Annotated in this window: 20 protein-coding genes; 2 read left to right on the top strand and 18 right to left on the bottom strand. The window is 60.3% G+C overall.

Going from position 1 to position 22,657, the window contains the following annotated elements; translation table 11 throughout:
- Positions 1-13: 13 nt before the first annotated feature.
- Together FJ543_RS30515 and FJ543_RS30510 are read right to left on the bottom strand one after the other, a co-directional pair.
- Complete coding sequence (locus tag FJ543_RS30515) at positions 14-1,213, bottom strand: hypothetical protein (protein ID WP_064993453.1); 1,200 nt, start codon at positions 1,211-1,213, stop codon at positions 14-16.
- Positions 1,214-1,229: 16 nt separating this feature from the next.
- Positions 1,230-3,344, bottom strand: a complete 2,115-nt coding sequence (locus FJ543_RS30510) for a hypothetical protein (RefSeq protein ID WP_064993452.1) — start codon at positions 3,342-3,344, stop codon at positions 1,230-1,232.
- A 1,513-nt stretch (positions 3,345-4,857) separates the two neighbouring features.
- Between FJ543_RS30510 and FJ543_RS32100 the strand changes: the two genes are divergently transcribed.
- On the top strand, positions 4,858-5,004 hold the full coding sequence (locus tag FJ543_RS32100) for a hypothetical protein (RefSeq protein ID WP_224655927.1): 147 nt from the start codon (positions 4,858-4,860) through the stop codon (positions 5,002-5,004).
- Here FJ543_RS32100 and ubiM read toward each other — a convergent pair.
- From ubiM to FJ543_RS30445, 11 genes are all read right to left on the bottom strand, one after another.
- Entirely contained in the window at positions 4,994-6,175 is a 1,182-nt protein-coding gene (ubiM, locus tag FJ543_RS30495) for a 5-demethoxyubiquinol-8 5-hydroxylase UbiM (RefSeq protein WP_064993451.1), read from the bottom strand. The two genes, FJ543_RS32100 and ubiM, sit on opposite strands and share 11 nt — an antisense overlap.
- Before the next feature lie 129 nt (positions 6,176-6,304).
- Positions 6,305-6,595 (bottom strand): hypothetical protein, encoded by a 291-nt coding sequence (locus FJ543_RS30490; protein ID WP_084015713.1) that lies wholly within the window; start codon positions 6,593-6,595, stop codon positions 6,305-6,307.
- A gap of 727 nt (positions 6,596-7,322) precedes the next feature.
- Positions 7,323-7,478, bottom strand: a complete 156-nt coding sequence (ccoS, locus tag FJ543_RS30485; RefSeq protein ID WP_064993450.1) for a cbb3-type cytochrome oxidase assembly protein CcoS — start codon at positions 7,476-7,478, stop codon at positions 7,323-7,325.
- A complete protein-coding gene (locus FJ543_RS30480; protein WP_064993449.1) occupies positions 7,478-9,763 on the bottom strand; it encodes a cation-translocating P-type ATPase in 2,286 nt (761 codons plus the stop codon). The genes ccoS and FJ543_RS30480 overlap by 1 nt, the downstream gene beginning before the upstream one ends.
- Entirely contained in the window at positions 9,760-10,257 is a 498-nt protein-coding gene (locus tag FJ543_RS30475) for a FixH family protein (RefSeq protein ID WP_064993448.1), read from the bottom strand. The genes FJ543_RS30480 and FJ543_RS30475 overlap by 4 nt, the downstream gene beginning before the upstream one ends.
- Positions 10,254-11,813, bottom strand: coding sequence for a cytochrome c oxidase accessory protein CcoG (gene ccoG, locus FJ543_RS30470; protein WP_064993447.1), 1,560 nt, complete (start codon positions 11,811-11,813; stop codon positions 10,254-10,256). The genes FJ543_RS30475 and ccoG overlap by 4 nt, the downstream gene beginning before the upstream one ends.
- Before the next feature lie 139 nt (positions 11,814-11,952).
- The gene (gene ccoP, locus FJ543_RS30465) at positions 11,953-12,816 is read right to left on the bottom strand and encodes a cytochrome-c oxidase, cbb3-type subunit III (protein WP_064993446.1); all 864 of its coding nucleotides are present in this window, start codon (positions 12,814-12,816) and stop codon (positions 11,953-11,955) included.
- Between the two features lie 2 nt (positions 12,817-12,818).
- Complete coding sequence (locus FJ543_RS30460; protein ID WP_013533256.1) at positions 12,819-12,968, bottom strand: CcoQ/FixQ family Cbb3-type cytochrome c oxidase assembly chaperone; 150 nt, start codon at positions 12,966-12,968, stop codon at positions 12,819-12,821.
- A gap of 10 nt (positions 12,969-12,978) precedes the next feature.
- Positions 12,979-13,710, bottom strand: coding sequence for a cytochrome-c oxidase, cbb3-type subunit II (gene ccoO, locus FJ543_RS30455; protein WP_064993445.1), 732 nt, complete (start codon positions 13,708-13,710; stop codon positions 12,979-12,981).
- On the bottom strand, positions 13,701-15,329 hold the full coding sequence (gene ccoN, locus FJ543_RS30450) for a cytochrome-c oxidase, cbb3-type subunit I (RefSeq protein WP_064993444.1): 1,629 nt from the start codon (positions 15,327-15,329) through the stop codon (positions 13,701-13,703). The genes ccoO and ccoN overlap by 10 nt, the downstream gene beginning before the upstream one ends.
- 336 nt (positions 15,330-15,665) lie before the next feature.
- Positions 15,666-16,415 (bottom strand): Crp/Fnr family transcriptional regulator, encoded by a 750-nt coding sequence (locus FJ543_RS30445; protein WP_064993443.1) that lies wholly within the window; start codon positions 16,413-16,415, stop codon positions 15,666-15,668.
- A 178-nt stretch (positions 16,416-16,593) separates the two neighbouring features.
- Between FJ543_RS30445 and hemN the strand changes: the two genes are divergently transcribed.
- On the top strand, positions 16,594-17,916 hold the full coding sequence (gene hemN / locus FJ543_RS30440) for an oxygen-independent coproporphyrinogen III oxidase (protein ID WP_064993442.1): 1,323 nt from the start codon (positions 16,594-16,596) through the stop codon (positions 17,914-17,916).
- A 132-nt stretch (positions 17,917-18,048) separates the two neighbouring features.
- Here the strand turns inward: hemN and FJ543_RS30435 are convergent, their stop codons facing one another.
- From FJ543_RS30435 to trbL, 5 genes are read right to left on the bottom strand one after another with little or no spacing between them, the layout of a single operon-like run.
- Positions 18,049-18,321, bottom strand: a complete 273-nt coding sequence (locus FJ543_RS30435; RefSeq protein WP_064993441.1) for a DUF2274 domain-containing protein — start codon at positions 18,319-18,321, stop codon at positions 18,049-18,051.
- Between the two features lie 2 nt (positions 18,322-18,323).
- Positions 18,324-19,544 carry a TrbI/VirB10 family protein gene (locus tag FJ543_RS30430; RefSeq protein ID WP_064993440.1) on the bottom strand — a complete coding sequence of 407 codons (1,221 nt, stop codon included), beginning with the start codon at positions 19,542-19,544 and terminating at the stop codon, positions 18,324-18,326.
- A gap of 13 nt (positions 19,545-19,557) precedes the next feature.
- Positions 19,558-20,586: a P-type conjugative transfer protein TrbG gene (trbG, locus tag FJ543_RS30425; RefSeq protein WP_064993439.1), complete on the bottom strand. Its 1,029-nt coding sequence runs from the start codon at positions 20,584-20,586 to the stop codon at positions 19,558-19,560.
- Positions 20,576-21,307: a conjugal transfer protein TrbF gene (gene trbF, locus FJ543_RS30420; protein WP_064993438.1), complete on the bottom strand. Its 732-nt coding sequence runs from the start codon at positions 21,305-21,307 to the stop codon at positions 20,576-20,578. Before trbF ends, trbG begins: the two co-directional genes overlap by 11 nt.
- On the bottom strand, positions 21,308-22,630 hold the full coding sequence (trbL, locus tag FJ543_RS30415; RefSeq protein ID WP_064993437.1) for a P-type conjugative transfer protein TrbL: 1,323 nt from the start codon (positions 22,628-22,630) through the stop codon (positions 21,308-21,310). It lies immediately after the preceding gene.
- Positions 22,631-22,657: the final 27 nt, after the last annotated feature.

The raw sequence follows: 22,657 nt of genomic DNA, 5'->3' as shown, positions 1-22,657 counted from the left end.
GCCACCGTCGAAATCATTGCCCTGGCGCCGTCACTCGCACAACAGTCTCGGCCCCACCGTCGGCGGGCGCATTGAAAAATGTAAGGGTGGCGTCCGCAGTCGTGGGAGGCTTATCGGAAACGAACGAAAAGTTATAGGCCGAACCCCAGCGAACCGCGTTTGCGTTGGTGTCTTCGGAAGATTTGCGCGTTGACCAGATTATCTGGTTGCCTTGAATGCGGCTGTCCCAGGCGTCGTTCGACCATATCTCCCCATTCGAATGTGGAGCTTTGAATGAAGCGCTGCTCTGGTCAATCTGCTGCTCAGGCACTGCAAATGCCTGGACAGCGAGATCGCTGTTCATATTGTACACGGAATAATCGTACCGGAACTTCCCACCGGCGAGGGGCTGGGCCTTGGAGCCTACTAGGATATACGTCTTCACCCCGTTCTCATCAAGATCGACCTCGGAGAGCTGCGCCCCGTACTCTTTCCAGGCGAACAGAGCCGGCTGCATCCGCACCTCCGGGCTTTCGTTTCGCAACACCCACGCTCCAGATCTTAAGATCGGTTTGACTTCCCTATAGGTCACATTGTTACGTGCGTTACCGGCTGTCGCATCGTCGGCGGTGATGTACTGGGCCTCCACGAAATACCGCGCGCCTGGCGTGAGCAGGTCAGCTTCGTCGACGAGCAAGATCCGTTCCGCTGGATCGCTTGGGGGATAGCCGGTCAGATCTTGTGCTTTGGATCCGTCAAATTCAACTTTTGCAGAATTGGTTATTCTGCTCCGAGGCCCAAGATTACGGGGATCTGAATTGAGATCCTCAGTATACAGGTCGGAGCAACCGGGACGCAACTGGCTTCCCCCGGCCCCAGCCTGGCAGGTGCGATGCATTTCCGGTATGCCACCGCAATCGTTCTGATTCGTCGCGTAGAATCCGTGCTTGACCCAAGATTTCGCCAATTGCTCCATCCTTCCATCTGCCAAGCGATAAAAGTTGAGGGTGATGGCTGGATGATGTGTGTCCGGAAGGCGCTGCCAATTGAGTGGCGAATCCCCAATATTGCAGGAATTGGTTGAAGCCGTGAGACCGATCTTCGATCCGAGCCGGCTGTCTTCCCGAGCGTCGTCGATGAATCCCACGATCACATCCGGCCCTGTCGCGGCCGCTTTGAGGTTGCTCGACAGCAGCGAAACGACGACAACCGCGATCCCATATGCTATACGCATGACTTACTCCCGTGGGCTATTTAATATCGACTTTTAGCAGATGGTCAGCGGCGCTGACGCGCTCCCCGCCCTGATCGAAACCAAATCGCTTGGCAGCGACACGAATGAGGTACCGCTTGTTCAGCGATGCCGGAAAATACAATCTGTATTGCCTTGGTGTCAGCGTAGGGGCGGGGTTGATCCAGCGCATATGCCCCTGGAAAGACATGTCGCGGAGTACGAATATTGTCCCATCCGTGAAGACACCCCCTCCCAGGTCGCTAAACCCTAACGCCTTGGTCTGCTCGATGCTTGGAAAGTCACCACTAGCCGGCTCCGCACCATCAGAGGGTATACCGACCTCGTGTATCGCTACGTTAAAGCGTACATCATCGCGCTCAGGGACTCCGCCGAATGAATTGATATACGTCCAGTCAAGCCGGATGCGCTTTGGCGACAATTCCGAGGAACCGTCGGGATTGTCTTCAATGCCCACTGCGAAATTTTGAGGACCTGATGGATCTCCGATCCTCGTCGCCTCATCCATCGTGGACTCGGGAGTTGGAGCATCGGTGTAGGTTTTGAGGGAGCGCGAATCTCCATCAGCGTTCTCGATAACCGCGCGAAGCTTATCCCAATCAGCATCCGAGATGGGAGCAGGTTGAGGGTCGGAAACGTCATTGCCTTGCGGTTCCGCGTACATCCACGGATGAATTTTACCTGCGCCGGTCCGAAGTGCCCAGTCGGTGCGGAAACTGTTTTCCAACCCGCTGTCTCCGGCAATAGAACCGAGGCGTCCTACTGCATCCGATGCAAAGCGTCCGGTGCCGTTGTTGGTGAGTCCATGGCATGAGGTACAATTTCGTGCTGGATCTACAATCGTGAGGTCGCCATCGAGCGTGCCCCTGTGAGCTGCGGTATAGTCCGTCCCAACCACTCGGTAGGGGGTCTTCGAGTTCCGGGTACGCTCGGGGAGCAGATCGCCAAGGCTGAACGCCGCGGCCTCATCTTTGTCGCGATAACCCACGCGCGCTTGCTTGATATAGGGGGTAATGATCCTGGGTTCTTTGTTATCGTGGCACGCGGCGCAGTCGACCCTGAAAGTCGCGTCGTATGTCTTGGATGCCAGAGTCCGACCAGCAGTGTCGTTGTATCCGCCTCCTCCTGGTGCCACAGTAGGCGTACTCCAATCGAACTTTATTCCTTCATAGCTTCCGTCGAAGAACGCCAATTCCCCGCTCACCTGGTTGAAGCCGATGTAACCAAGCAGCGCATAGGAGTTGTCGTTCTCACTCCAATATTTCTCTGGTCTTAGAATCTCCGGGCCGTGGGTTTTCCTCGCAAGTGCGATCCATTCGACGTTTCCTTTTTCGATCCTAGAGAGTCTCGAAGCGGTACCGCATGGTGTTACACCGCCTGCCAGAGACGGCTTGTCGCATTTGTCGATGGTCGCCGTCCAATTTACAAACACACCGTTCTTGTCGCGATGCTCGTATTCGAGCGGAGAGCCAGATTTGGAACTGTTCGGCTTTAGTTCCGCTCGATTGCCGTCCACCTCCACATACGTGGCCCGCGTTTCGATAACTGACCCGTCAGAGCGGACAAATCGGCCAAGCGTGGTAACGTCGAACGGCGGGATCGGTCCGAAGACAGCTCTGACTTCATCGGCGTAGCGGAGGTTAATGTCTGTTTCTTTCGAAGCAGGTGCCCAAAAGATATTGCCGTTCCACCGATTAACCTTGGATGAGAAGTAGTCTCCTCTGCCCAAAAAATCCGGCGCCGCGTTGAGAGGTCGACTTGACGACCCTACCGCTAAGCGAAATTGATCAGTTATTTGTCCAAGTTTTTGATGTTGTTCCAGGAAAATTGAAAGCTGGTTGACGTACTCTAAGGTGCGAGAATCTCCCTCTGGCAACTGCGACATCGGTCTAGCAAACGGATATCGGGGCGCCTTTAAAAGTTCCCCCTCATTGATGAGAGCTTGGCTATTGGTCCGTTCGAGCGCGGCGGCGTCGAGATGTCGGATCAGATCGGGCGCGGTTTGCCGGACAAAATCGGCGAACGACTTCGGCCGCATCAGTTTCGCGTCTTGGGCCAGGGCACAGGAACCCGCCGCTGCAAAGGCAATCAGACTGCAAAGCAAGAGGCGCATGAACTCGACCCCCCCGATCGCGTCATGTATAATTGCACGAGTATACCTGGTTTAGCAATCAGAGATATGCATCCTCCCGGTCAATGTCCTGTAGCAGTGCTGGACGAGATACTTACGCGCTGTTTTTAGTGCACAAGAGCGGCTGCGCCGGGAAGGTAAGTCCAAATGCTATCTGGGCCCGCGGGATCGGCTGCAGGCACGTGAAAAAAAGCCGGCAGGCAGGAAATGGCCTGAGCACTGCGCTGCGGTTCACCGTTCGGCAGGATTGGTTTTGCGCTGGTGGTCACCCGGAATCTCGGAGCTGCCCGACGTGCTGAGCGCGGAGGAAGCGGCGCGGGTGCTCGAGCCGGCGCCAGGCATCAAGTACATGGCTGCGCTCGGTGTCGCGTATGGCCCAGATCTACACGGTCGGAGGTCACGCGTCTGAATAGGTCAGCGGCATCAATTCGAAACGCATGTTGGTCCGTGTCGAACAGGAGCATGATCGGTTCGATAAGAGTGCGGTCTAAGAGGCTGGACTTTCAGTGGGAGTTCACCTCGGAAGAACATCGAGGCTTTGATCGCGGCAGCACGAATGCGGCCCGCACCTTGCTCGTTGAGCAGAAAGCCGATTGCAGGCGATCTCTCAGGTGGTCGACTGAACCTTGTCGACCTGATGAGGTTGGTCTGCCTCCTCGATGCTGGGGGAGGCGAATTCTCGACGCATGGCTCGCATGAGGCTGTGTAATTGAGGCCTCAGTTCCGCGTTTTCCCCGAGCCGGCCGAAGGGATTGAGGGCGTCTGCATGGTTTCGGAAGTCCCTTCCGCAGTCCGCACAGTCGGGACAATCGTGTCGTTGCCTCTTGCTGATGCATGAAAATGACCACGTACCGGTGGAGGAAACCATAAAGAGCTTGCTGCACCTAGGCGCGCGTCACCAGCGGATCACGACGACTTTTTCAGTTCCATTGGCGAGTTCGACAGCCTCGGTGCCATCTTGCTTGCGGCTCTGGATTTCGCGCTCTCAACGGCTTCAACCCCGGCGGCAACGGCCGCAATGCTTCATCGACCTCGGCGACACAGACCAATGTTTCTTCCGGGAGGTCCTTGATTTGGTTTCAGCAACTGGCGAACGTTCATGGCAAATCTCCTTGGCGCTGCGGGGAGCAGATACCTGCTTTCGCCGGCGCGAACCATGGTTCGTGAGAAAAGTTCCGTTCGCCAGCGCACTGATCAAAATGCGGCGCGAGAGTATCGGCCTAGGTTAAGTTTGCTCCTCCAACCCATGCCAGTTCGCCGGCGCTTCGTGCTCGAACTCAAGGAGATCGGTAGCAGCCTTCCCCCGCCCAGAACATTCTGCTGGACGGCATCGAAGGAGATGTGCGCCGCCCACCTCCAAGTGCTCGGGTACTGCTTCGGATCTTTTCCAGTCGCAGTGGCCTGGAATCACGCGCAGTAATTTTCCAGTAAACTCAGCCTTTCGGAATACCATCCGAACCCACACCGTTAGGTCATTCAGCTCGCAGTACGGCCGATGATCCGCGCCGAAATGTCACCGTCACCGACCGAACAGGCGTTCGCCGAAGCGGTGGCAGTGATGATTTGGAGCGATGCCACTCTTGCCGAGCGGTCGTCGCAACAAGTCCACGAATTCCAGAGCTGCTGGTGCTTCACCGTTTGAGCATGGCCGAGATGCCATGCCGGATAAGAGGAACGTGTTGGGCGAACCGAAGCCCCGCATGGCGTGCAAGCCGTGCCGCCGGTCGCTCGCTTGAGTAGAGTCGGACGAGTATATTCGTAGCATGGTAGAGCGGCGCCGCCGACAGGCGCAGCCGCCTTTCGTATCTGTGCAGCATGTCGGGATCGGCAATGTCACGGCGGTCGCGACTTGCAGTCAGGATTGCATCGGCGAGTTGCTTTTGGCTGCTGAGACCGATGTTGAAGCCATGCGCTGTCACCGGGTGCATTCCAATAGCAGCGTCACCGATGAGTGCGGCACTCGGAGCCCTGAGTTCGTGCGCCCACGTGGTGACCAGCGGAAAGGCGTGGCGGCTGCTTGCCAATGTCATTTCCCCGAGACGGCCTTGACACCGCTTCGTCAATTCCCTGAGGAACAAATCGTCGTTGGAGGCAAGCAGTCTGCCGACCTCGCTTGAGGGCAGAGTGAGCAGCAACGAGGAGACCCCCTCCCCCAGAGGCAACATCGCTATCGTTTGATGGTGATCGAACCATTCGGTTGCCACATGGTGATGGGCGCGTTCATGCCGCACCCGACAGATCAGCATCGAGTGGCCAAGCCGATTGATGTCGGCGCCGATGCCGAGCAGATCACGCGTGGGAGACAGGCGCGAATCTGCGGCAACAACAAGCCTGGCGCTCAACTGCATGCCGTCAGAAAGCGTAACCACTGCTCCTTTGTGGCTGGTCCTTGCATGGACGACCGAGTGGCCGCACCGCAGCTCTGGCTGATCACGCAGCCGAACGATTTTGAACAGCGCATCGCGAATGCGGCAGTTCGGGACCAAAATTCCGAGGGGCTCTCCACACGCTCTTGGAGCATTAAAACGCAGAGCGAAAGCGCTCGATCCGTTGAGGACGCGTGCGCCTTGAAGTGGTGATTTGTCCGAAGCGGGAATGATATCCCAGGCGCCGAGCTCCCGAAGGATTCTGATCGAGGCATGAGTCAGCGCGATCTCGCGACCGTCGAACGCCGGATTCGCGAGCCTTTCCCGGGCCTGCGCTTCAACAAGTGCCACTTTGAGTTTGCTCTGGGCAAGCGAGGCGGCGAAGGAAAGTCCGACCGGCCCCGCGCCAACGACAATGATGTCGAAGCTGTTATCGGAGACGGCCATCAGCGTGGCGCCATCGGGTCGGCTCTCCAGTGTTCAGGCACGAATTGCGAAATCAAAAACGCCTTTGATGCTAGTTTAAGCACGACGCGCGCAAGCTATGGCCGCCTAAATAAGTGGCAAGCCGCCTTATCAGCGGCAGATGCTCACAAAGCCGTTGCTTGACCGCTGATGCTGGCAAGTAAGCGGTCGATCGGGCCGTTGCTGCGGCGCGATCTCGCGATCCTGGCCACGGAAGTGCTGCTGCTGCTGCTGATATTGCTGCCGCCGCAGCCTGTTCTCCAGCATCAGTAATTGGTTCTGCTCGACCAGCGCATTGCGATTGGCGGAGTTGAGGACTGGTGCCGAGGCGACTTGATCCGGCAACGTCGCCGTTCCCAGCATTCCCGACATGAAGATCGTCAATAGGCGAAATCGCGACATCTATACACTCCTGCAAACAAAACTTTGGCATACGCAGTTGCCCGGTGATGCCACCATGCCCGCAGGACCAGCGAACATGGCCAGCGTCTGACGCCGCTCTGCTGCCGTCCCGCGATGTCTTGAGCACGCGGTCAGCAGCCTCGCGTCCGAGCGCCTTGGGTTCACATCGACGGTTGTCAGTTGCGGACGCGCCGCAAGCTCCACAACGTTCTCAAAACTAGCGAGGGCTACATCGGCATGTATTAGCGAGCCATCTCGCAGAGCGGGTCGCACGCACCCTGGGCGATCTGATCGTTGCCGCCGGAGGTCGCGTTCAGCCTTTGCTCACAAGAATCCGGCCGCCGCCTTGCGCAGCCACGCTTCGGCCCACTTTTGGCTTTGGCCGTTCTTCGTGTGGGTCTTGATTCAAACCGATCGCCGAGGCGTTCGGCGGCGCGATTCGTCGACGTAGGCATGGATTCTCTCCCTGAAGGACTGGCCGATGAAACCACGCCGATGAGTAGATAACCCTGATCTAGGTCAAGCGGTGTGAGTAATCCGGCGACCGCGGTTCGACGATCACCCGCCTGCATATTGGGCGGAATGGGCGACGTAATCTTTCGAGCGACACAGGCTTTTCACAGATCAGCGTCAACCGGCGGCAGGTGAAGCTGCCTATGCAACCTCAGCAGTAGTTCCACTCGGCTTATCACCGGCATCCCAACAGTCGTCTGCAGAGCGGCTTGAATCAGCGTTCTGGCTTGTCTTCCTGGTCGACAAGGATACGCTCTGCTGCCCCGTCGAGATCTTCGTACTGACCGCTTTTCAATGCCCATAGGAAGCCAGACAGCCCAAGCCCGCCGAGGAGCAGGGTCCCAGGTATCAAATAGGCAAGCGTCCTCATTACAACTGTACCCGTCCGCCATTGTTGGAGTGTCTATCATTGGCAACAGTTTCCGCTGGTGCGTGCCGAACAAAGCCTTCCAGGCGCAATGCATTCCCGATCACCAGCAGTGATGACGCAGACATAGCAATCGCCGCGATAAGCGGAGTGGCGTGCCCTAGAATAGCGATTGGTACAGCGATGGTATTGTAGAGAGTCGCGACGGCGATGTTTTGGCGGATCAGGCTTCCTGCCTTGCGCGAGACGTCCAGCGCGAGCGGCACCGCCAGGAGGCTTTCGCGCAGGAAGACGAAATCCGCGGCGTTGCGGCCAACATCGGCGGCGGTGGCCGGTGCGATCGAGACATGCGCTGCGCTCAGCGCCGGCGTATCATTGAGGCCGTCGCCAACCATCAGAACCCTGTGCCCCACTTTCGCGAGGGTCTCGATGCGTTCGAGCTTGCCGGATGGCAGCAGGCAGGGAACGAAGTTGTCGATTCCGAGTGACTTCGCAACCTCGGCACAGGCCGCCGCGGTATCGCCTGACAGCATTTCCACGGGAACCCTGGCGTCGCTCAATTGATCGATGGCCGCTCTGGCGTCGACCCGCAACGCATCCTCGAAAGCGAAGGAAGCGACAATCATCCCGTTCTTCGTGAGAACGGTTCCGCCGTAGCCATGTTTGGCTTCGCCGCCGGTTCGAGCCTTCCATCCAGCCCATCCGCGTCGGCCCAGTCGCCAGGTGCTTCCCGCATCAGTGGCCTCGATTCCGAATCCCGGATGCTCGGTGACGGCATCGAATTTGAGCTGCCCGCCAGGAATGGCAAAGCCGGCTATGGCCTTTGAAAACGGATGACGCGAGTGCGCCGCCAGGTCGGCTGCGACTGCCAGCATGGCCGGATCGATCGACGGCGCGTTAACGAGCCGGGGCTGGCCAAGCGTCAGCGTTCCGGTCTTGTCGAACACGGCAATGTCGACAATTGCCAGGCGTTCCATGGCGGAGCCGTCCTTGACCATAATGCCGTTCTCAAACAGGCGCCGCGCGGCGACCACCTGCACGATCGGCACGGCGAGGCCAAGCGCGCAGGGGCACGTGATGATGAGAACGGCGATGGCGATCGTCATCGCCCGGTGCCAGTCGCCGGTCGCCACTATCCAGCCCAGGAATGTCACGAAGGCGGTGAGATGAACCATGGGCGCGTAGAGCGCCGAAACGCGGTCGGCGATACGGCGATATTGCGCGCGGCCGCCCTCGGCGGCCTCCATCAACCGGACCATTTCCGCCAGGAATGAATCTTTTGCGGCGGCTGTCGCCTCAATCGTCAGCGGGCCGGTAAGATTGAGCACGCCGGCCTGTACCGCTTCGCCCGGCGCTACGTTTTTCGGCGTGCTTTCGCCTGAGGCCAGCGAGCAGTCGAGATCCGACGTTCCCTGGATGATCTTGCCGTCGACGGGGATCCTCTCACCGGCCGCGATCAACATCCGCATGCCTGGTTCGATCTCGCCGACCGGCAGATAGTCGCGCGCGCCATCGCCGCGCAGCACCATGGCGCCACGCGCGGCCAGCTGAGACAGGCCTTTCACGGCAGTTCGGGCACGCTCCCGCATCACATGATCCAGCGTGCGTCCGATCAAAAGGAAGAACAGCAGCGATACCGACGCGTCGAAATAGGCGTGGTCGCCATGATTGATCGTCTCATAGAGGCTCATGGCGTAGGCGAGCGAAACACCGACCGCGATGGGCACGTCCATATTCATGCGGCCATGACGCAAGGCGTTCCAGGCCGACCGGAAGAAGATGCCGCCGGCGAAGGCGAGGGCAGGAATGGCGATCAGCGCCGAGACCCAGTGAAACAGGTCGCGGGTAGCACCTTCGGCGCCGGACCAGACAGAGACCGAAAGCAGCATGATGTTGCCCGCCGCAAAACCGGCAACAGCGACGGCGCGGATCAGTTCGGCAAGCGTCTTGTCCTTGTCGTCGATCTCGGGTGCGAACAGATGCGCCTCGTAGCCAAGCCTGCCAAGCGCGGCGACGAACGGTGGCACCTCGTCTCCACGCCACCGGACCGCGACCCGTTTCGTCGACAGGTTGACGCGCGCGCTTTCGACGTGATCGAGCTTTCCAAGTGCCGCCTCGATCGTCTGGATGCAGGCGGCGCAATGAACCGTCGGCACTGAAAGGTCGGTCTGCCGAAGATCGTCGCCAAGCGATCGGCTCGCCAACCTGATTTCCTGGCTGGATGGCAGGACCCATGTGGCGCCGTTCAGATCCAGCGCCGTTTCAGCGCCCGGTGCACAACAGCTCATTGCAGAGCCCCATGAGAGATCATGATCCTGCTGACGTCGCGATAGGGTCGTGCCAGGCCGGCATCGGCGTCGACTTCGACGATCCAGACGCCGTCCTTCGGCATCTGCTGCGCTGCGAATTCCTTGCCTGAGGCGAGGGCGAGCGTGACGGACTTGTCGTCTTTCTCGTAGGCGGGATGACGAAACAGCACCTTGACGCCGTGCAGAGGAACCGGCTTGCCGGCCGCGTCGGAGAGGCTGTAGCGGACTTCGCCCCATGCGATGGTCAGCTTGCCGGTCCAACCGAGCGCGGCTTGGGCGCGGCCGGCCTCGGCCTCCTTGTTGAATTGCTGGCTCGCCACATATGTGTTCTCGACGACAAGGCCGGTCCAACTGGTGTTGGCGAGCGTGGCCATCGTCAGATTGACCGCGATGACCACGCCGAAGAAGGTGAGAATGATGGCCAGCATGTGCCTGCCGGTGAATTCGCGAGGCTTTTGGGCATTGGCGGTCATTTGGCGGCCTCTGGCGCGTTGAATGTTGCGGTGTACTCGTTCGACTCGGAGCTCGCTCTGTCCTCGACACGGAACTTGAAGGTCTGTGCCGGAGCGTGGATCTGGTCCGCCGGCTGGCGAACGAAGACCTTCAACGTTTTCAGGCGATCGGGCTCGACCGGGATGGCAAACGAGCGGCCCGCCTTGATGTCGTCCCCGACCACGCTCATTTCGCCTCCTTGCAAGCCCTGCATGGTGACAACAATGATCCGCGGCTCGGGGATCATGTTGAGCAGTTTGACGGTGTAGCCGTTGCGGATCGAGCCGTCGGACAACGTTACGAATTGCGGATTGCGATCGTGCAGCACATTGACTTCGAGCCTGTCGCGCGTCAGCAGCGAATAGAGCAGACCCAGGCCGATCAGCGACCACAGACCCATGTAGACGTAGGTGCGTGGCCGGAAGATCTTGCTGACATGGAAATGCGCCACCTTGTCGGAGAACAGGCCATCAGCGGTCCTGACCAGCGACGGGTTGACTGAACTGGAGCCGCCCGCGGTCGCCAACATCATGTTGGCGTTGTAATCGGAGAGCGTTGCGTAGGAAATCAGTCCGCGCTCTTTGCCGAGCTTGTCCATGACGCCGTCGCAGGCGTCGATACACAGCGCGCAGGTGATGCATTCGAGCTGCTGGCCGTCGCGAATGTCGATCCCCATCGGGCAGACCGCGACACAGGCATTGCAGTCGACGCAGTCGCCGACGGACTGCCCTGTCGCTTGCACCTTCTTGGCGTGACGCGAGCGCGGTTCGCCGCGCCAGTCATTGTAGGTGACGGTAAGCGAATTCTCGTCGAGCATGGCTGCCTGGATGCGCGGCCATGGGCACATATAGGTGCAGATCTGTTCGCGCATCAGGCCACCGAACGTGTAGGTGGTCGCCGTCAACACGGCGATGGTGATGTAGGCGACAGGCGCGGCGGTACCGGTGAAAAGTTCGCGAGCCAAACTAGGCGCATCGGCGAAATAGAAGATCCAAGCACCGCCGGTGGCCGCGCCGATGACCAGCCAGATCGTGTGCTTCGATAGGCGCAGCACCAGCTTGCGGGCGGTCCAGGGACCAGCGTCAAGCTTCATGCGGGCGTTACGGTCCCCCTCGACCGCACGTTCGACGACAAGAAACAGGTCGACCCATACGGTCTGCGGACATGCATAGCCGCACCAGGCACGGCCGACAGTCGAGGTAATCAGGAAAAGCCCAACGCCGGCCATGACCAGGAGGCCGGCCACATAGAAGAATTCCTGGGGCCATATCTCGATGAAAAAGAAGTAGAAGCGCCGGTTGGCGAGGTCGAGCAGCACGGCCTGATCCGGAGCAAATGGACCGCGATCCCAACGCAGCCAAGGCGTCAGGTAGTAGATGCCGAGCGTGATCGCCATCACCAGCCATTTGAAGCGGCGAAAGTTGCCCGAGACGCGCTTTGGGAAGACTTTCTTGCGTCTGGCATAATGCGGCTGGCGGGTATTCGAGGAATTTGGGGCCGAGCCTTCGAGCCGTTCAGTTCGCGTATCATTGCGCACGTGCGTACCACTCCCATCCGAAGTCAGAAGGGGATTTCGTGCCGCATCGACGAGCGGCGCAGCCGAAATGGTGTCGAGGCCCGGCTTGCGCCGGGCCCCGTCGCTTGGCAGGGGGAGGCCGAGAATAGGCCTTGCCTTCCTATTCTCCGCCGCCAAGCGAATGGACATAAACCGCAAGCTCCTTGACTTTGATCTCGCCGAGACGGCCGAGCCAGGCCGGCATGACACCTTCCTTTGGCGCGCGGACCTGGGCTGCGACCGCTGCCTCGCCGGCCCCGTGCAGCCAAATGGCGTCGGTGAGGTTGGGGCCCCCAAATTCCCTGTTCCCTTCCGCGTTCTCACCATGACAGGCGACGCAATTGTCGGAAAAGACTTTGGCACCGGATTGGATCAGACTTGCATCGGCGACCTTGCCAGAGAGGCTGACGACATATGCGCTAACCTGCTTGATCTCGTCGGCGGTGATGATGTCCCCGAACGCCGGCATTTCCGACAGGCGCGTGTCCGGATCCGAAGCGAAGCGGATGCCATGGGTGATCGTCTGCTGGATCTGCTCGGCCTTGCCGCCCCACAGCCAGTCGTCGTCGTTTAGGTTGGGAAAGCCCTTGGAACCTTGGGCGCCGGAGCCGTGGCACTGCGTGCAGTTGACCTTGAATGCGGCGCCGCCGGCGGCGATGGCGAATTCGCGCAAGGCATCGTCCGCAGCGATCTCCGAGACACTTTTCGACTTCACCGCCGCGAGGTATTTGCTCTTCGCTGCTTCCGCATCCGCCAGTTCGTTCTTGACGTCATTGCGGCTCGAATAGCCGAGAACACCCGTCGTCGCCGAATGCAGCAGTGGCCATGCGGGATAGGCGATTGTGTAGCCGATCGCCCACACGATGGTGACGTAGAAGATGGTGATCCACCAACGCGGAAGCGGGTTGTTCAGCTCGCGGATGCCATCCCATTCGTGGCCGGTGGTCGAGACCCCAGAGACTTCATCGATGTGCTCCTCGCTCATGATCACTCGTCCTGAAGCGGAATTCGGGCAGCTTCGTCCGCCAACTTACGGCTGCCGGGACGCAGGACGAAGACACTTGCCCCCGCAAAGAAAAGCGCCATGGCAACCAGACCCCAGCTGTCGGCAAACTCCCGCATAAGATTGTAATTCATGGAAAACTCCTCAGCGGTAACCGGCGCCTTCGTCGTAGTTCTTAAAATCGACCAGCGTGCCGAGCATCTGCAGATACGCAACGAGCGCATCCATTTCGGTGACCTGTTGCGGGTTGCCGTCGAAGTCGCCGATCTTGGCCTTGGGATAACGGGCCTCAAGACCTGATGTGTCGGCGTTGGGATCAGCCTGCGCCATCAGATCGGCGTTGGCGTTGGCGACCATGTCATCGTTGTAGGGAACGCCGACCCGCCGGTTGGCGACCAGATGCGTCGAGAAGTCCTTCACCTCGATCGGCGCGTCCTTCAGGAAGGCGTAGCTGGGCATGATGGATTCCGGCACAACGGAACGCGGATCCGAAAGATGGGCGACATGCCAGGCGTTCGAGTAGCGGTCACCGACCCGGGCCAGATCCGGCCCCGTCCGCTTCGATCCCCATTGGAAGGGGTGATCGTACATTGACTCGGCGGCCAGGCTGTAGTGGCCGTAGCGCTCGACCTCGTCGCGGAACGGCCTGATCATCTGGCTGTGGCAGAGGTAGCAGCCCTCGCGCACATAGATGTTGCGCCCGACGAGCTCGAGCGGCGAGTACGGACGCATGCCTTCCACCTTCTCGATCGTGTTGTCGAGATAGAAGAGCGGCGCGATTTCGACGATACCGCCGACAGTCACGACAAGAAGGGAGCCTACGAGAAGAAGCGTGGCGTTCTTCTCGATAATGGCATGTTTGTCGATCAAGCCCATTGGTTTGGCTCCCTGGCAGGCTGAATGACAGGCGCGGCACCCGACATCGGCCTCTCCTCGCGTTGACGGCCGAGGATTGTCATCGCGATGTTCCAGGCCATGATCAGGGCGCCCGAGAGATACATGGCGCCGCCTATGGCGCGCATGACGTAGTAGGGGCGCATGGCAGCGACGGTCTCGGCGAAGGAGTAGACCAGGAAGCCCTGCCCGTCGTATTCGCGCCACATCAGGCCCTGCGTGATGCCGGACACCCACATGGCGGCGGCGTAGACGACGATGCCGAGCGTCGCCAGCCAGAAGTGCCAGGTAACCAGCCGCAGCGAATAGAGCCGGTTACGGTTCCAGAGCTTCGGTACCATGTAGTAGATCGCGCCGAACGAGATCATGCCGACCCAGCCGAGTGCACCGGAGTGCACGTGACCAATTGTCCAGTCGGTATAATGGGACAGCGAGTTGACCGCCTTGATAGCCATCACCGGGCCTTCGAAGGTCGACATGCCGTAGAAGGCGACGGCCATCACCATCATGCGGATGATCGGGTCGGTGCGCAACTTGTCCCAGGCTCCGGACAGCGTCATCAAGCCGTTGATCATGCCGCCCCAGGACGGCATCCACAGCATGATCGAGAACACCATGCCGAGCGTCTGTGCCCAGTCGGGCAGAGCGGTGAAATGCAGGTGGTGCGGCCCGGCCCAGATGTACAGGAAGATCAGTGCCCAGAAATGGATGATCGAGAGCCGGTAGGAATAGACTGGCCGGTTCGCCTGCTTGGGCACGAAATAATACATCATGCCGAGGAAGCCGGCGGTGAGGAAGAAGCCGACGGCGTTGTGGCCGTACCACCACTGCGTCAGCGCGTCCTGGACGCCGGAAAAGGCGGAGTAACTCTTGGAACCGAGGAAAGAGACCGGCATCGACAGGTTGTTGACCACATGCAGCATCGCGATGGTCACGATGAAGGAGAGGTAGAACCAGTTGGCGACGTAGATGTGCGGTTCCTTGCGCTTCAGGATCGTGCCGAGGAACAGGATGAGGTAGGCGACCCAGACGATGGTCAGCCAGACGTCGACATACCATTCCGGTTCGGCGTATTCGCGGCTCTCGGTGATGCCGAGCAGGTAGCCTGTCGCGGCCATGACAATGAAAAGCTGGTAGCCCCAAAAGACGAACCAGGCGAGATCGCCGCCGAACAGGCGAGCGCGGCAAGTGCGTTGCACGACGTACAATGACGTGCACAGCAGCGCGTTGCCGCCGAAGGCGAAGACGACCCCGGACGTGTGCAGCGGCCGCAAGCGGCCGAAATTGAACCAAGGCTGAACGTTGAGATCGGGGTAGGCCAGCTGCAGCGCGATAACGACGCCGACCAGCATGCCGACGACGCCCCAGAACATCGTGGCGATGGCGCCGTAGCGGATCGGACCGTCCATATAGGCGGACGGGTCGATCGGAGCGGCCGGCTTGAACTCCGAGTTGCGCAACAAGATCCCGATAAAGGCAATAAGGGCAAAAGACAGCACCCCCATATGCTGGCGGAAAGGTCCATCAATGCCGAAGCCAGCAGCCACCAGGGCTGCAAAGGCAAAAAAGCCCACCACGACGATCGCTGTGCCGAATTTCATCGCAAATCCTGATCCCGAATCGGGCGCACGCCAAATCCGCTCGGCATCAATTGCGCAGCTGCCCTCTGCCCGCCCTGATCCATGTCAGGTGCCAGGTTTGTTTGGTAGAATCGAGTTTGCGCAAATCAGAGCGGACGTTGGGGCGGGCGGGTATGTCGAAGCGCGGCCGGCGAGCTTTGCGGAACTCTTGCCGGCTGCCTTGCTATCCGACAAGGGTCGCTGATGCTCTTGGGTCTATGCTACCGGGGTTCTCGAGGCTACAGCAATACATTGTGCTCGAACGCAGCATGTCCTGCCGCGGATTCGAGTTGGCGGCGCAGAGCCCGCCGCTTGGGCTTATCCAAACTGCCGCGGCCTTCGGCCGCCGCAACGCTGCTCCAGCCGGCCGACGCTCTCCACCCTCACATGGCGCTTGTTGTCGATCCGGATCACGCCTTCAGCTCGCAATCGAGTCAGCTGGCGGCTCACGGTCTCATTCGTCAGGCCAAGGAAATCAGAGATGTCGGCACGAGTCAGTGGCAGATCGAAGGACGCCGAGATAGCGGCCGGATCAACACTGGAATCCATGTTCAGGGCGAGCATGACAAGAAAACTCGCCACCTTTTCCGATGCCGTCTTGCGCCCGAGCGTCACCATCCATTCGCGTGCTGCGTCAAGTTCGTCCAGCGCCTGCTTGAGCAGGCGATGCTCGAGTTCCGGTGATTCCTTCACCATCCGTTCGAGGGCTGCCTTGGGGAACGAACACAGCGTGACAACGGTTGCCGCTTCCGCACTGATCTCGCTTTCGACCTTGAAGGGTCGCCCCAGAAAATCCGGTGCAAACTGGAGCCCTACGATCTGCTGGCGCCCATCCGAAAGGCTCTTCGTCAGCTTGACCACGCCTGAAAGCACATTCGAATAGCTGTTGACGGCCTCGCAGTCGCCGACCAGTTCGACTCCTGGCTCGATCTTGTGCCGCGATGAACTCCTGGCAAGCGCAGCCAAACGGTCTGGATCGAGCGCGCCGCAAATACCGCGACGCCTTCCCTCGCAAGAGCGGCAAAGAACGGGAATGCCGGCACTGTGAATGCCCTGCCGTAATGTCATGCGCTCGCTCTATCCTCTTCCAAGCACCGACAGGGTAGCAATCCAGGGTAGAAAAATCCTTGCGGCAGTTTGTCCGAGCTGCACTTGATCGAAATCAGGGCGTTGGCCGGCCAACCAGTCAAGAGTTCCAGCGGTGCACATGGTGACCACGACATGCAGTCGAAAGTAGCTTGCTCGGATTGTCGAAAACGTCCCTCGCTATACCAGCTATCCGACCGCACCGCATTTCCACGTGGGCGTCGATGCTGCGGCTTATCGTGGCTGGCTGGAGGCGCTCGGCGAGGACGATGAGATATCGCTCTACGTGCACATCCCTTTCTGCGCCAAGCTTTGCTGGTTCTGCGCGTGCCACACCAAGCAGACACGCCACTATGAACCGGTCACCAAATATCTGAGATCGCTGCATGCGGAGATCGCCACCGTCTCATGTCTCGCCGGAGGCAAGGGCCGGGTGCGTGCCGTCCATTTCGGTGGCGGCTCACCGACGATGCTCAAACCACAGGACATGGTGGCGCTCGGAGCCGTTCTGCGCAACAGCTTCTCATTTCTTCCCGGCGCCAAGATCAGCGGCGAAATCGAACCCAACGATATGGACGAAGCGCGCCTCGACGCACTTGCCGAAATCGGCATGACGAGGGCCAGCCTCGGGGTCCAGGATTTCGATCCGAAGGTGCAGAAGGCCATCAATCGCGAACAGATCTTCTTGCAGACCAAGACAGTCGTCGACGGCGTTCGGGCACGCGGCGTCGAGTCGGTTAACCTGGACCTGCTCTACGGCTTGCCGCACCAGACCAGGGAGAGCGTCTTGTCCACCGTCAGGCAGGCGCTGACGCTCGAGCCCGACCGGATCGCCCTCTTTGGCTATGCGCATGTGCCATGGTTCAAGAAACATCAGACAATGATCGACGAGGCCTGGTTGCCAGGCCCGGAGGAGCGGTTTGCCCAATCGCAACTGGCAGCTCGCGCCATACTCGACCAAGGATACGAAGCAATCGGGCTCGACCATTTCGCCAAACCGGGGGATGCGCTGGCGCTTGCCGCGCATGCGGGGATGTTGCGTCGCAACTTTCAGGGCTACACCGAGGATCGCTGCGAAACCTTGATCGGCCTCGGCCCGTCATCCATCAGCCAATTCCGACAAGGCTATGTACAGAACATGCCTTCGACCGCCGAGTATGGCCGCATGGTGGATGACGGTGGGTTGGCTTCGGTCCGCGGAATTGCTTTTTCCGACGACGACCGCGCTCGCGGTTGGATCATCGAGCGCCTGATGTGCGATTTCGGCTTCTCGGCAGTCGATTTGGTGGAACGCTTCGGCAAAGCCGGCCAGAAGCTCCTTCTTCGGTCGAGTACCGTGGCCCTCGACAAGTCGGTCCGACTTGAACTCGACGGCGATCGTTTCGTCGTACCGCTGGAAAGTCGTCCCTTTGTCAGATGCGTCGCTGCGAAGTTCGACAAATATCTCAAAACGGGAAAGGCCAGGCACTCCGTGGCAGTTTGAGCCAGCGAGTGCGTCGCGGTCCGCGCAGGGCCCATCATCGGTGACCTATTTGCCAGACGATGTTGCCCGCGCACACCCTTGTTTGACAGGCACGGTGCGCCACAATTGCACTTGACTGACTCTCTGCTTCGGTCATTCGGAATCTGAGGCTTTCAAAGACCGCGATTCGTCTGAGATGCTGGCCGTCGCCAGACCTTCTTTTCTGGCCTTGGCAAACGCTCGGTCGCCGTCCAGAAATCCCGCCAGCATAAAAGGAATGAGTTCCGCGACTGTTTCAGACTCGCCGTAAGTCTGACGATAGAGCGCAGCATAGGCGTTGAGTTCTTGGCTCAAGTCCGCGCTGACGGTGATGGTAATCTTCAAGGGCGTTCGGTCTGGAAGCTTGCCAAGTTTCAAGTTGGCCATAATCACTCCCGTTCAATCTTGTATGGCCGCAGCAAGAGATCCTTGTGCACGATGACGCGCAGTGGCCAGCCTGGTCGGATCGTTATGGTGGGCTGAACGTTGAGATTTTTCTCAGTTATGCGCTGGCCGGCTCGACTGACGTTCTGCTGGGCGGATTCGCGGATCGCCTTGACCAGATCGCTTTCATTGTCTCCGAGGCTCAATTCGGTGCCCACGCCAAGCAAGGTCGCGAGCGCAACCCCCTTGATCAGCTGCCAGGTGTGGAAATCCACCTTGTCCTCAAGCCCCGCATATCCGGCGGTGTCTGTCGCCGGCAGATTATCGATCTCGATCGAGGACCCGTCCGGCAGGATTATTCGCTGCCAGACCAGCAATGCGCGCTTTTGCCCAAACGCCACCACGCTGTCATAGGTGCCGATCAGCCGGGAACCTTGTGGAATGAGCAAGATGCTGCCAGTGACTGTGTCTTGCACATTCTCTGTGACCTGCGCGACGACGAGGCCGGGTAGGTCGGAATTGATCCCGGTAATGAGGCTTGCCGCGATTACGCTGCCAGCCATCAGTTGGTAGGGCGAGGCAGACGTCTGCAGCGCATGCGGATTGTAGATTCCGCTTGTGCTCCGCTGACTGACAAAATCCAGTTTGCGCTGTTGGTTGTTCTGATCGCCCTCGGCTGGTGCAACGGAAGCCGACCCGGCTGTCGCTCCGGATTGCGGCGCTTCAGGCCGCTGCTGTAGACTCTCCTCGCCGCCAGCGAGATCTGTCGGTTTGGGCCGATTGTCGATCCGGAACAACACTTGCGACTCGCGCGCTTCGATCGCCTGCTGGGCAAGGCGTTGATCCTCGGCGGAGACCTCCTGTCCCGGCGCAATTCCGAGTTGGCGCTGCCGCTCGAGGATGGGGCGGCCGAGATCACCGGGTAGCGGCGGTCCGAGCACCGGGGCCTTCGGCTTGACGCCGGAATAGTCCCTGGGCAGGCTGTCGAGCCCCTCGGCGGTGGGCTTGTGGTCAGGATGGTAGAGGTCTTCCGCCTGCTCTTTGAATCGCAATGCCGGCCCCTGAAGCGCAATGATCATGACGCCCAGAATGGCACCACATCCGGCGGCAGAGATCGCGACAATCACCCCCCGCCTGAAGCGCACAGCACCGCGGGGTGAGGCGCGCAGCTGCAGCTGGTCGGGATCGAGTTTCGGCGGCGCATTGGAGTGGGACGTATAGGTCATGAGCCTTTTCCCCTCACCTGCCGAAACCGGCAAAGAGTGGCATCCGACGCGGCAATTGCCGGCCGTCCATCCTTGAGATGCGCACGACCTGCTGCGGCTTGGCGCCGAGGCGCAGTTCGGCCGCGGCGAACAGGCGATCGACGATGTAGTAGTTGCCGCGCATGCGGTAGTTGACCAACTGATTGCCGCCGTCAGCACCGACGATGAAGAGCGGCGGCGCCTCGCCCTGATCGATGCGGCGCGGGAATTCGATATAGACTTTGCTGCCGTCGTCAAAGGCCCGTGTCGGTCTCCAGGGCGGTGTGTCGCCGGCGATCGAATAGCGGAAGCGGATATTTTCGAGCGCAACATTCGATGCGACCGGCGTTGCAGCGTCGGCCTGAACGTTTCGCCGGGAGAGCGCAAGGATCTGGTCTTCGCTGTAGGTCCAAGAGATGGCCGCCATTGCGGTCTTCTCCGTGCTTTGGAGCTGCAAGTGATAGGTGCGTCGATCCGTGGTGATCACCAGATTTGTGGTAAGCTCGGGCGCGAACGGCTTCACCAAAACATGGGTGCGCTGACCGTCACCGGTGCCACTGACGGTGTCGCCGATGACCCAGCGGATCGTGTCCCCGGCGGACACAGCCGTCAGCTTCTCGCCCGGCTGCAGAGCGATGTCGGTGACGCGCTCCGGCGCTGCAAAGAGCTGATAAAGCGCGCCATCGGTGAAGGGATAGACCTGGACCGCGTTGACATAGCCATACCTGGTTGGCTGCCGAGTTGCGGCCCTATTGGCATCGGCAACGCGTTCTTCAGGAGAGCGCTTGTCCTCGGCGAACTTGACTGGGTCAGGCTGCAACTGGCCGGGAAGCGGTAGCGGCTTTGGCACCTCGACGATTTTAACCGGTTTCTCTGGCGGCTTCTCGATCGACGCTGCTTTGAAGTCGGCAGCGTCATAGGCAATCTCGGGCGGCGGCACCGGCTTGGATGCGCAGGCGGACAGCACCGCTGCCGAGGCCGACAGGATCAGCGCGGCACGGAGCGATGGGGCTTTATTTGTCATTGGCGGGCTCCTTGGGGGAAACGGAGGTCGGCGCGGCACTGTCGAGCTCGCGCGACCAATCGATGGCGTTGATGAAGAGGCCGAGCGGATTCTTGCGCAGTTGGTCTGTATTGCTTGGCGGCCGGATCATAATGGTGAGGATCGCCGTCCAGCGGGTCGTGCTGGCAAGGCTGCCGCGCTCAAAGACCTGCTCGGTCCATTTGACCTGGAACGAGCTACCGGAGGCCCGCACCACGCTGGTCACCTGGACGGACACGCTTCGCGTTCCGATCTGACCGAAAGGATCGCTCGCCTTGGCATATTCGTTGAGGAAGAGCGCGGCGCGGTCGCTGGCAAAGTCATAGGCGGCCAACCAGTTCTGCCGCACCAACACCGGATCGGTGGAAACGGAACGGATATTCTGAATGAAACGGCCAAGATGCCAGGCGATCTGGGCGTCCGTCGGCTCGTAGTCCCGGATTGCCGAGGCTACGGCGCGCGCCTCGCCGAAGCGGTCGACCTCGACGACGTAGGGCACAACCCGGCTTTGCATTGACTGCCAAACGAGCCCGCCGGAGAGCCCGGTTGCCAATGCCAGGCAGCCAAGAGCCATCAGCCGCCAGTTGCGGGCCTGCACCCGCGATGAGCCGATGCGCTCATCCCACAGCTGGCCCGCCTTCTGGTACGGTGTGATGGGCTCGGGTGTCTTGCCGTAGCGTTGAACGGATCGCTTGAAGAGCATCTAGTCGTCCTTGTCGTTGAGAGAGGGATTGGCGCTACCGCCCGGTCTGTCACCATCGCGCACCGCCTGCATGGTGGCGTGGCGGTGGGCTCGCGCAGACTGCTGGGAACGCAGGCGCCTGGCCCAGCTAGGGGCAGCATCGGTGGTCGGACCCGCAGGAGTTTCGGTCATCGAGGCGATGGGAGACCCGCCGGTCGCGGTCCATGCGGCCTGGCGCCCGGCATCAGCGCTGCGCCCGAAGGTTTCCGCGGCAGATCGTGCCGCTCGCACAGCGGCGCCACTGGCGGCACCTGCCACGCCCTGCATCCCGGCAGCCACACCGGACAGGCCGGAGTCAGGCGAGGTTGCGCGCCCTAATTGCCAGGCAGAGGAAGCTGCCGAACCGATCGTGGTGCCGGCGCGAATTGCGGCAAGCCCGCCATCAGCTGCCATGCGCACCCCGGCGATCGCAGCGCCTCCGGCAACGAGTGACGCACCGGCGGCGGCCGCGGCCGTACCCAGTGCAGCGCCCGCACCAAGCTGCGGGGCACCCGAGACGAGACCGGACGCTATTCCAGGCCCGAAAACACCTAGCCCAAGCAGCGCCAGCGCCCCCAACACCTGTGACATGGCGGCGGCCAAATCCGGCTCCTTGCCTTGCAGCGCCGAAGCGAACTCGCCGAACAGCGTGGACCCGACACCGACAATGACCGCAAGCACCATCACCTTGATGCCCGACGAGATCACGTTGCCGAGCACGCGCTCGGCCAGGAACGCCGACCGGTTCCAGACTGCGAAGGGCACCAGAACGAAGCCGGCGAGAGTGGTGAGCTTGAACTCCAGAATGGTGATGAAGAGCTGGATGGAAAGAATGAAGAAGGCAATGATGACCAGGAACCAGGCCACGAGCAGCACGAAAATGGTGAGCGCGTTGCCGAAGATTTCGGGAAAGCCAAGAAGCTGGCTCGCCTGATCCAGCAGCGGCCACGCGCCCTCGAAGCCTGTGGCGGCAATACGTCCGGGCCGCAGGAGACTGTCGGGCGACAGATTGGCGGCCGAAGCGTTGAAGCCCAGCCCTGCGAAGGAGCGGTATATAATGTCGGCGAGATTCTTGAAATTGTTCAGGATGAAAGCGAAGACGCCGACATAGAGCACCTTGCGGATGAAGCGGCCGAGAATGTTGGGCTCGCCGGCGAATGCCCAGGCGAGCCCGGCTAACGTGATGTCGATGCCGATCAGGGTCGTGGTGAGGAAGGCGACATCGCCCGACAGCAGACCAAACCCGCTGTCAATATAGCGGATGAAAGTCTCCATGAAGCGATCGATGACCCCGAGGTCGTTCATTGCGCCTTCCTCGTGACAGATATGGTG

Origin of the sequence: Mesorhizobium sp. B2-5-7 (assembly GCF_006440875.1) — a bacterium.
GTDB lineage: Bacteria > Pseudomonadota > Alphaproteobacteria > Rhizobiales > Rhizobiaceae > Mesorhizobium > Mesorhizobium australicum.
The sequence above is the reverse complement of the archived record's forward strand: the minus strand, read 5'-3'. Positions and strand labels throughout refer to the sequence as shown.

Bases quoted from the DNA above. Each gene is read 5' to 3' on its own strand.
- ccoO (WP_064993445.1), bottom strand. From the start codon at position 13,710: ATGGGCTTGATCGACAAACATGCCATTATCGAGAAGAACGCCACGCTT.
- FJ543_RS30430 (WP_064993440.1), bottom strand. From the start codon at position 19,544: ATGACCTATACGTCCCACTCCAATGCGCCGCCGAAACTCGATCCCGAC.
- FJ543_RS30510 (WP_064993452.1), bottom strand. From the start codon at position 3,344: ATGCGCCTCTTGCTTTGCAGTCTGATTGCCTTTGCAGCGGCGGGTTCC.
- trbG (WP_064993439.1), bottom strand. From the start codon at position 20,586: ATGACAAATAAAGCCCCATCGCTCCGTGCCGCGCTGATCCTGTCGGCC.
- ubiM (WP_064993451.1), bottom strand. From the start codon at position 6,175: ATGGCCGTCTCCGATAACAGCTTCGACATCATTGTCGTTGGCGCGGGG.
- trbL (WP_064993437.1), bottom strand. From the start codon at position 22,630: ATGAACGACCTCGGGGTCATCGATCGCTTCATGGAGACTTTCATCCGC.
- trbF (WP_064993438.1), bottom strand. From the start codon at position 21,307: ATGCTCTTCAAGCGATCCGTTCAACGCTACGGCAAGACACCCGAGCCC.
- FJ543_RS30515 (WP_064993453.1), bottom strand. From the start codon at position 1,213: ATGCGTATAGCATATGGGATCGCGGTTGTCGTCGTTTCGCTGCTGTCG.
- FJ543_RS30480 (WP_064993449.1), bottom strand. From the start codon at position 9,763: ATGAGCTGTTGTGCACCGGGCGCTGAAACGGCGCTGGATCTGAACGGC.
- ccoN (WP_064993444.1), bottom strand. From the start codon at position 15,329: ATGAAATTCGGCACAGCGATCGTCGTGGTGGGCTTTTTTGCCTTTGCA.
- FJ543_RS30435 (WP_064993441.1), bottom strand. From the start codon at position 18,321: ATGGCCAACTTGAAACTTGGCAAGCTTCCAGACCGAACGCCCTTGAAG.
- FJ543_RS30475 (WP_064993448.1), bottom strand. From the start codon at position 10,257: ATGACCGCCAATGCCCAAAAGCCTCGCGAATTCACCGGCAGGCACATG.
- FJ543_RS30445 (WP_064993443.1), bottom strand. From the start codon at position 16,415: ATGACATTACGGCAGGGCATTCACAGTGCCGGCATTCCCGTTCTTTGC.
- ccoS (WP_064993450.1), bottom strand. From the start codon at position 7,478: ATGAGGACGCTTGCCTATTTGATACCTGGGACCCTGCTCCTCGGCGGG.
- FJ543_RS32100 (WP_224655927.1), top strand. From the start codon at position 4,858: ATGATCCGCGCCGAAATGTCACCGTCACCGACCGAACAGGCGTTCGCC.
- FJ543_RS30490 (WP_084015713.1), bottom strand. From the start codon at position 6,595: ATGTCGCGATTTCGCCTATTGACGATCTTCATGTCGGGAATGCTGGGA.
- FJ543_RS30460 (WP_013533256.1), bottom strand. From the start codon at position 12,968: ATGAATTACAATCTTATGCGGGAGTTTGCCGACAGCTGGGGTCTGGTT.
- ccoP (WP_064993446.1), bottom strand. From the start codon at position 12,816: ATGAGCGAGGAGCACATCGATGAAGTCTCTGGGGTCTCGACCACCGGC.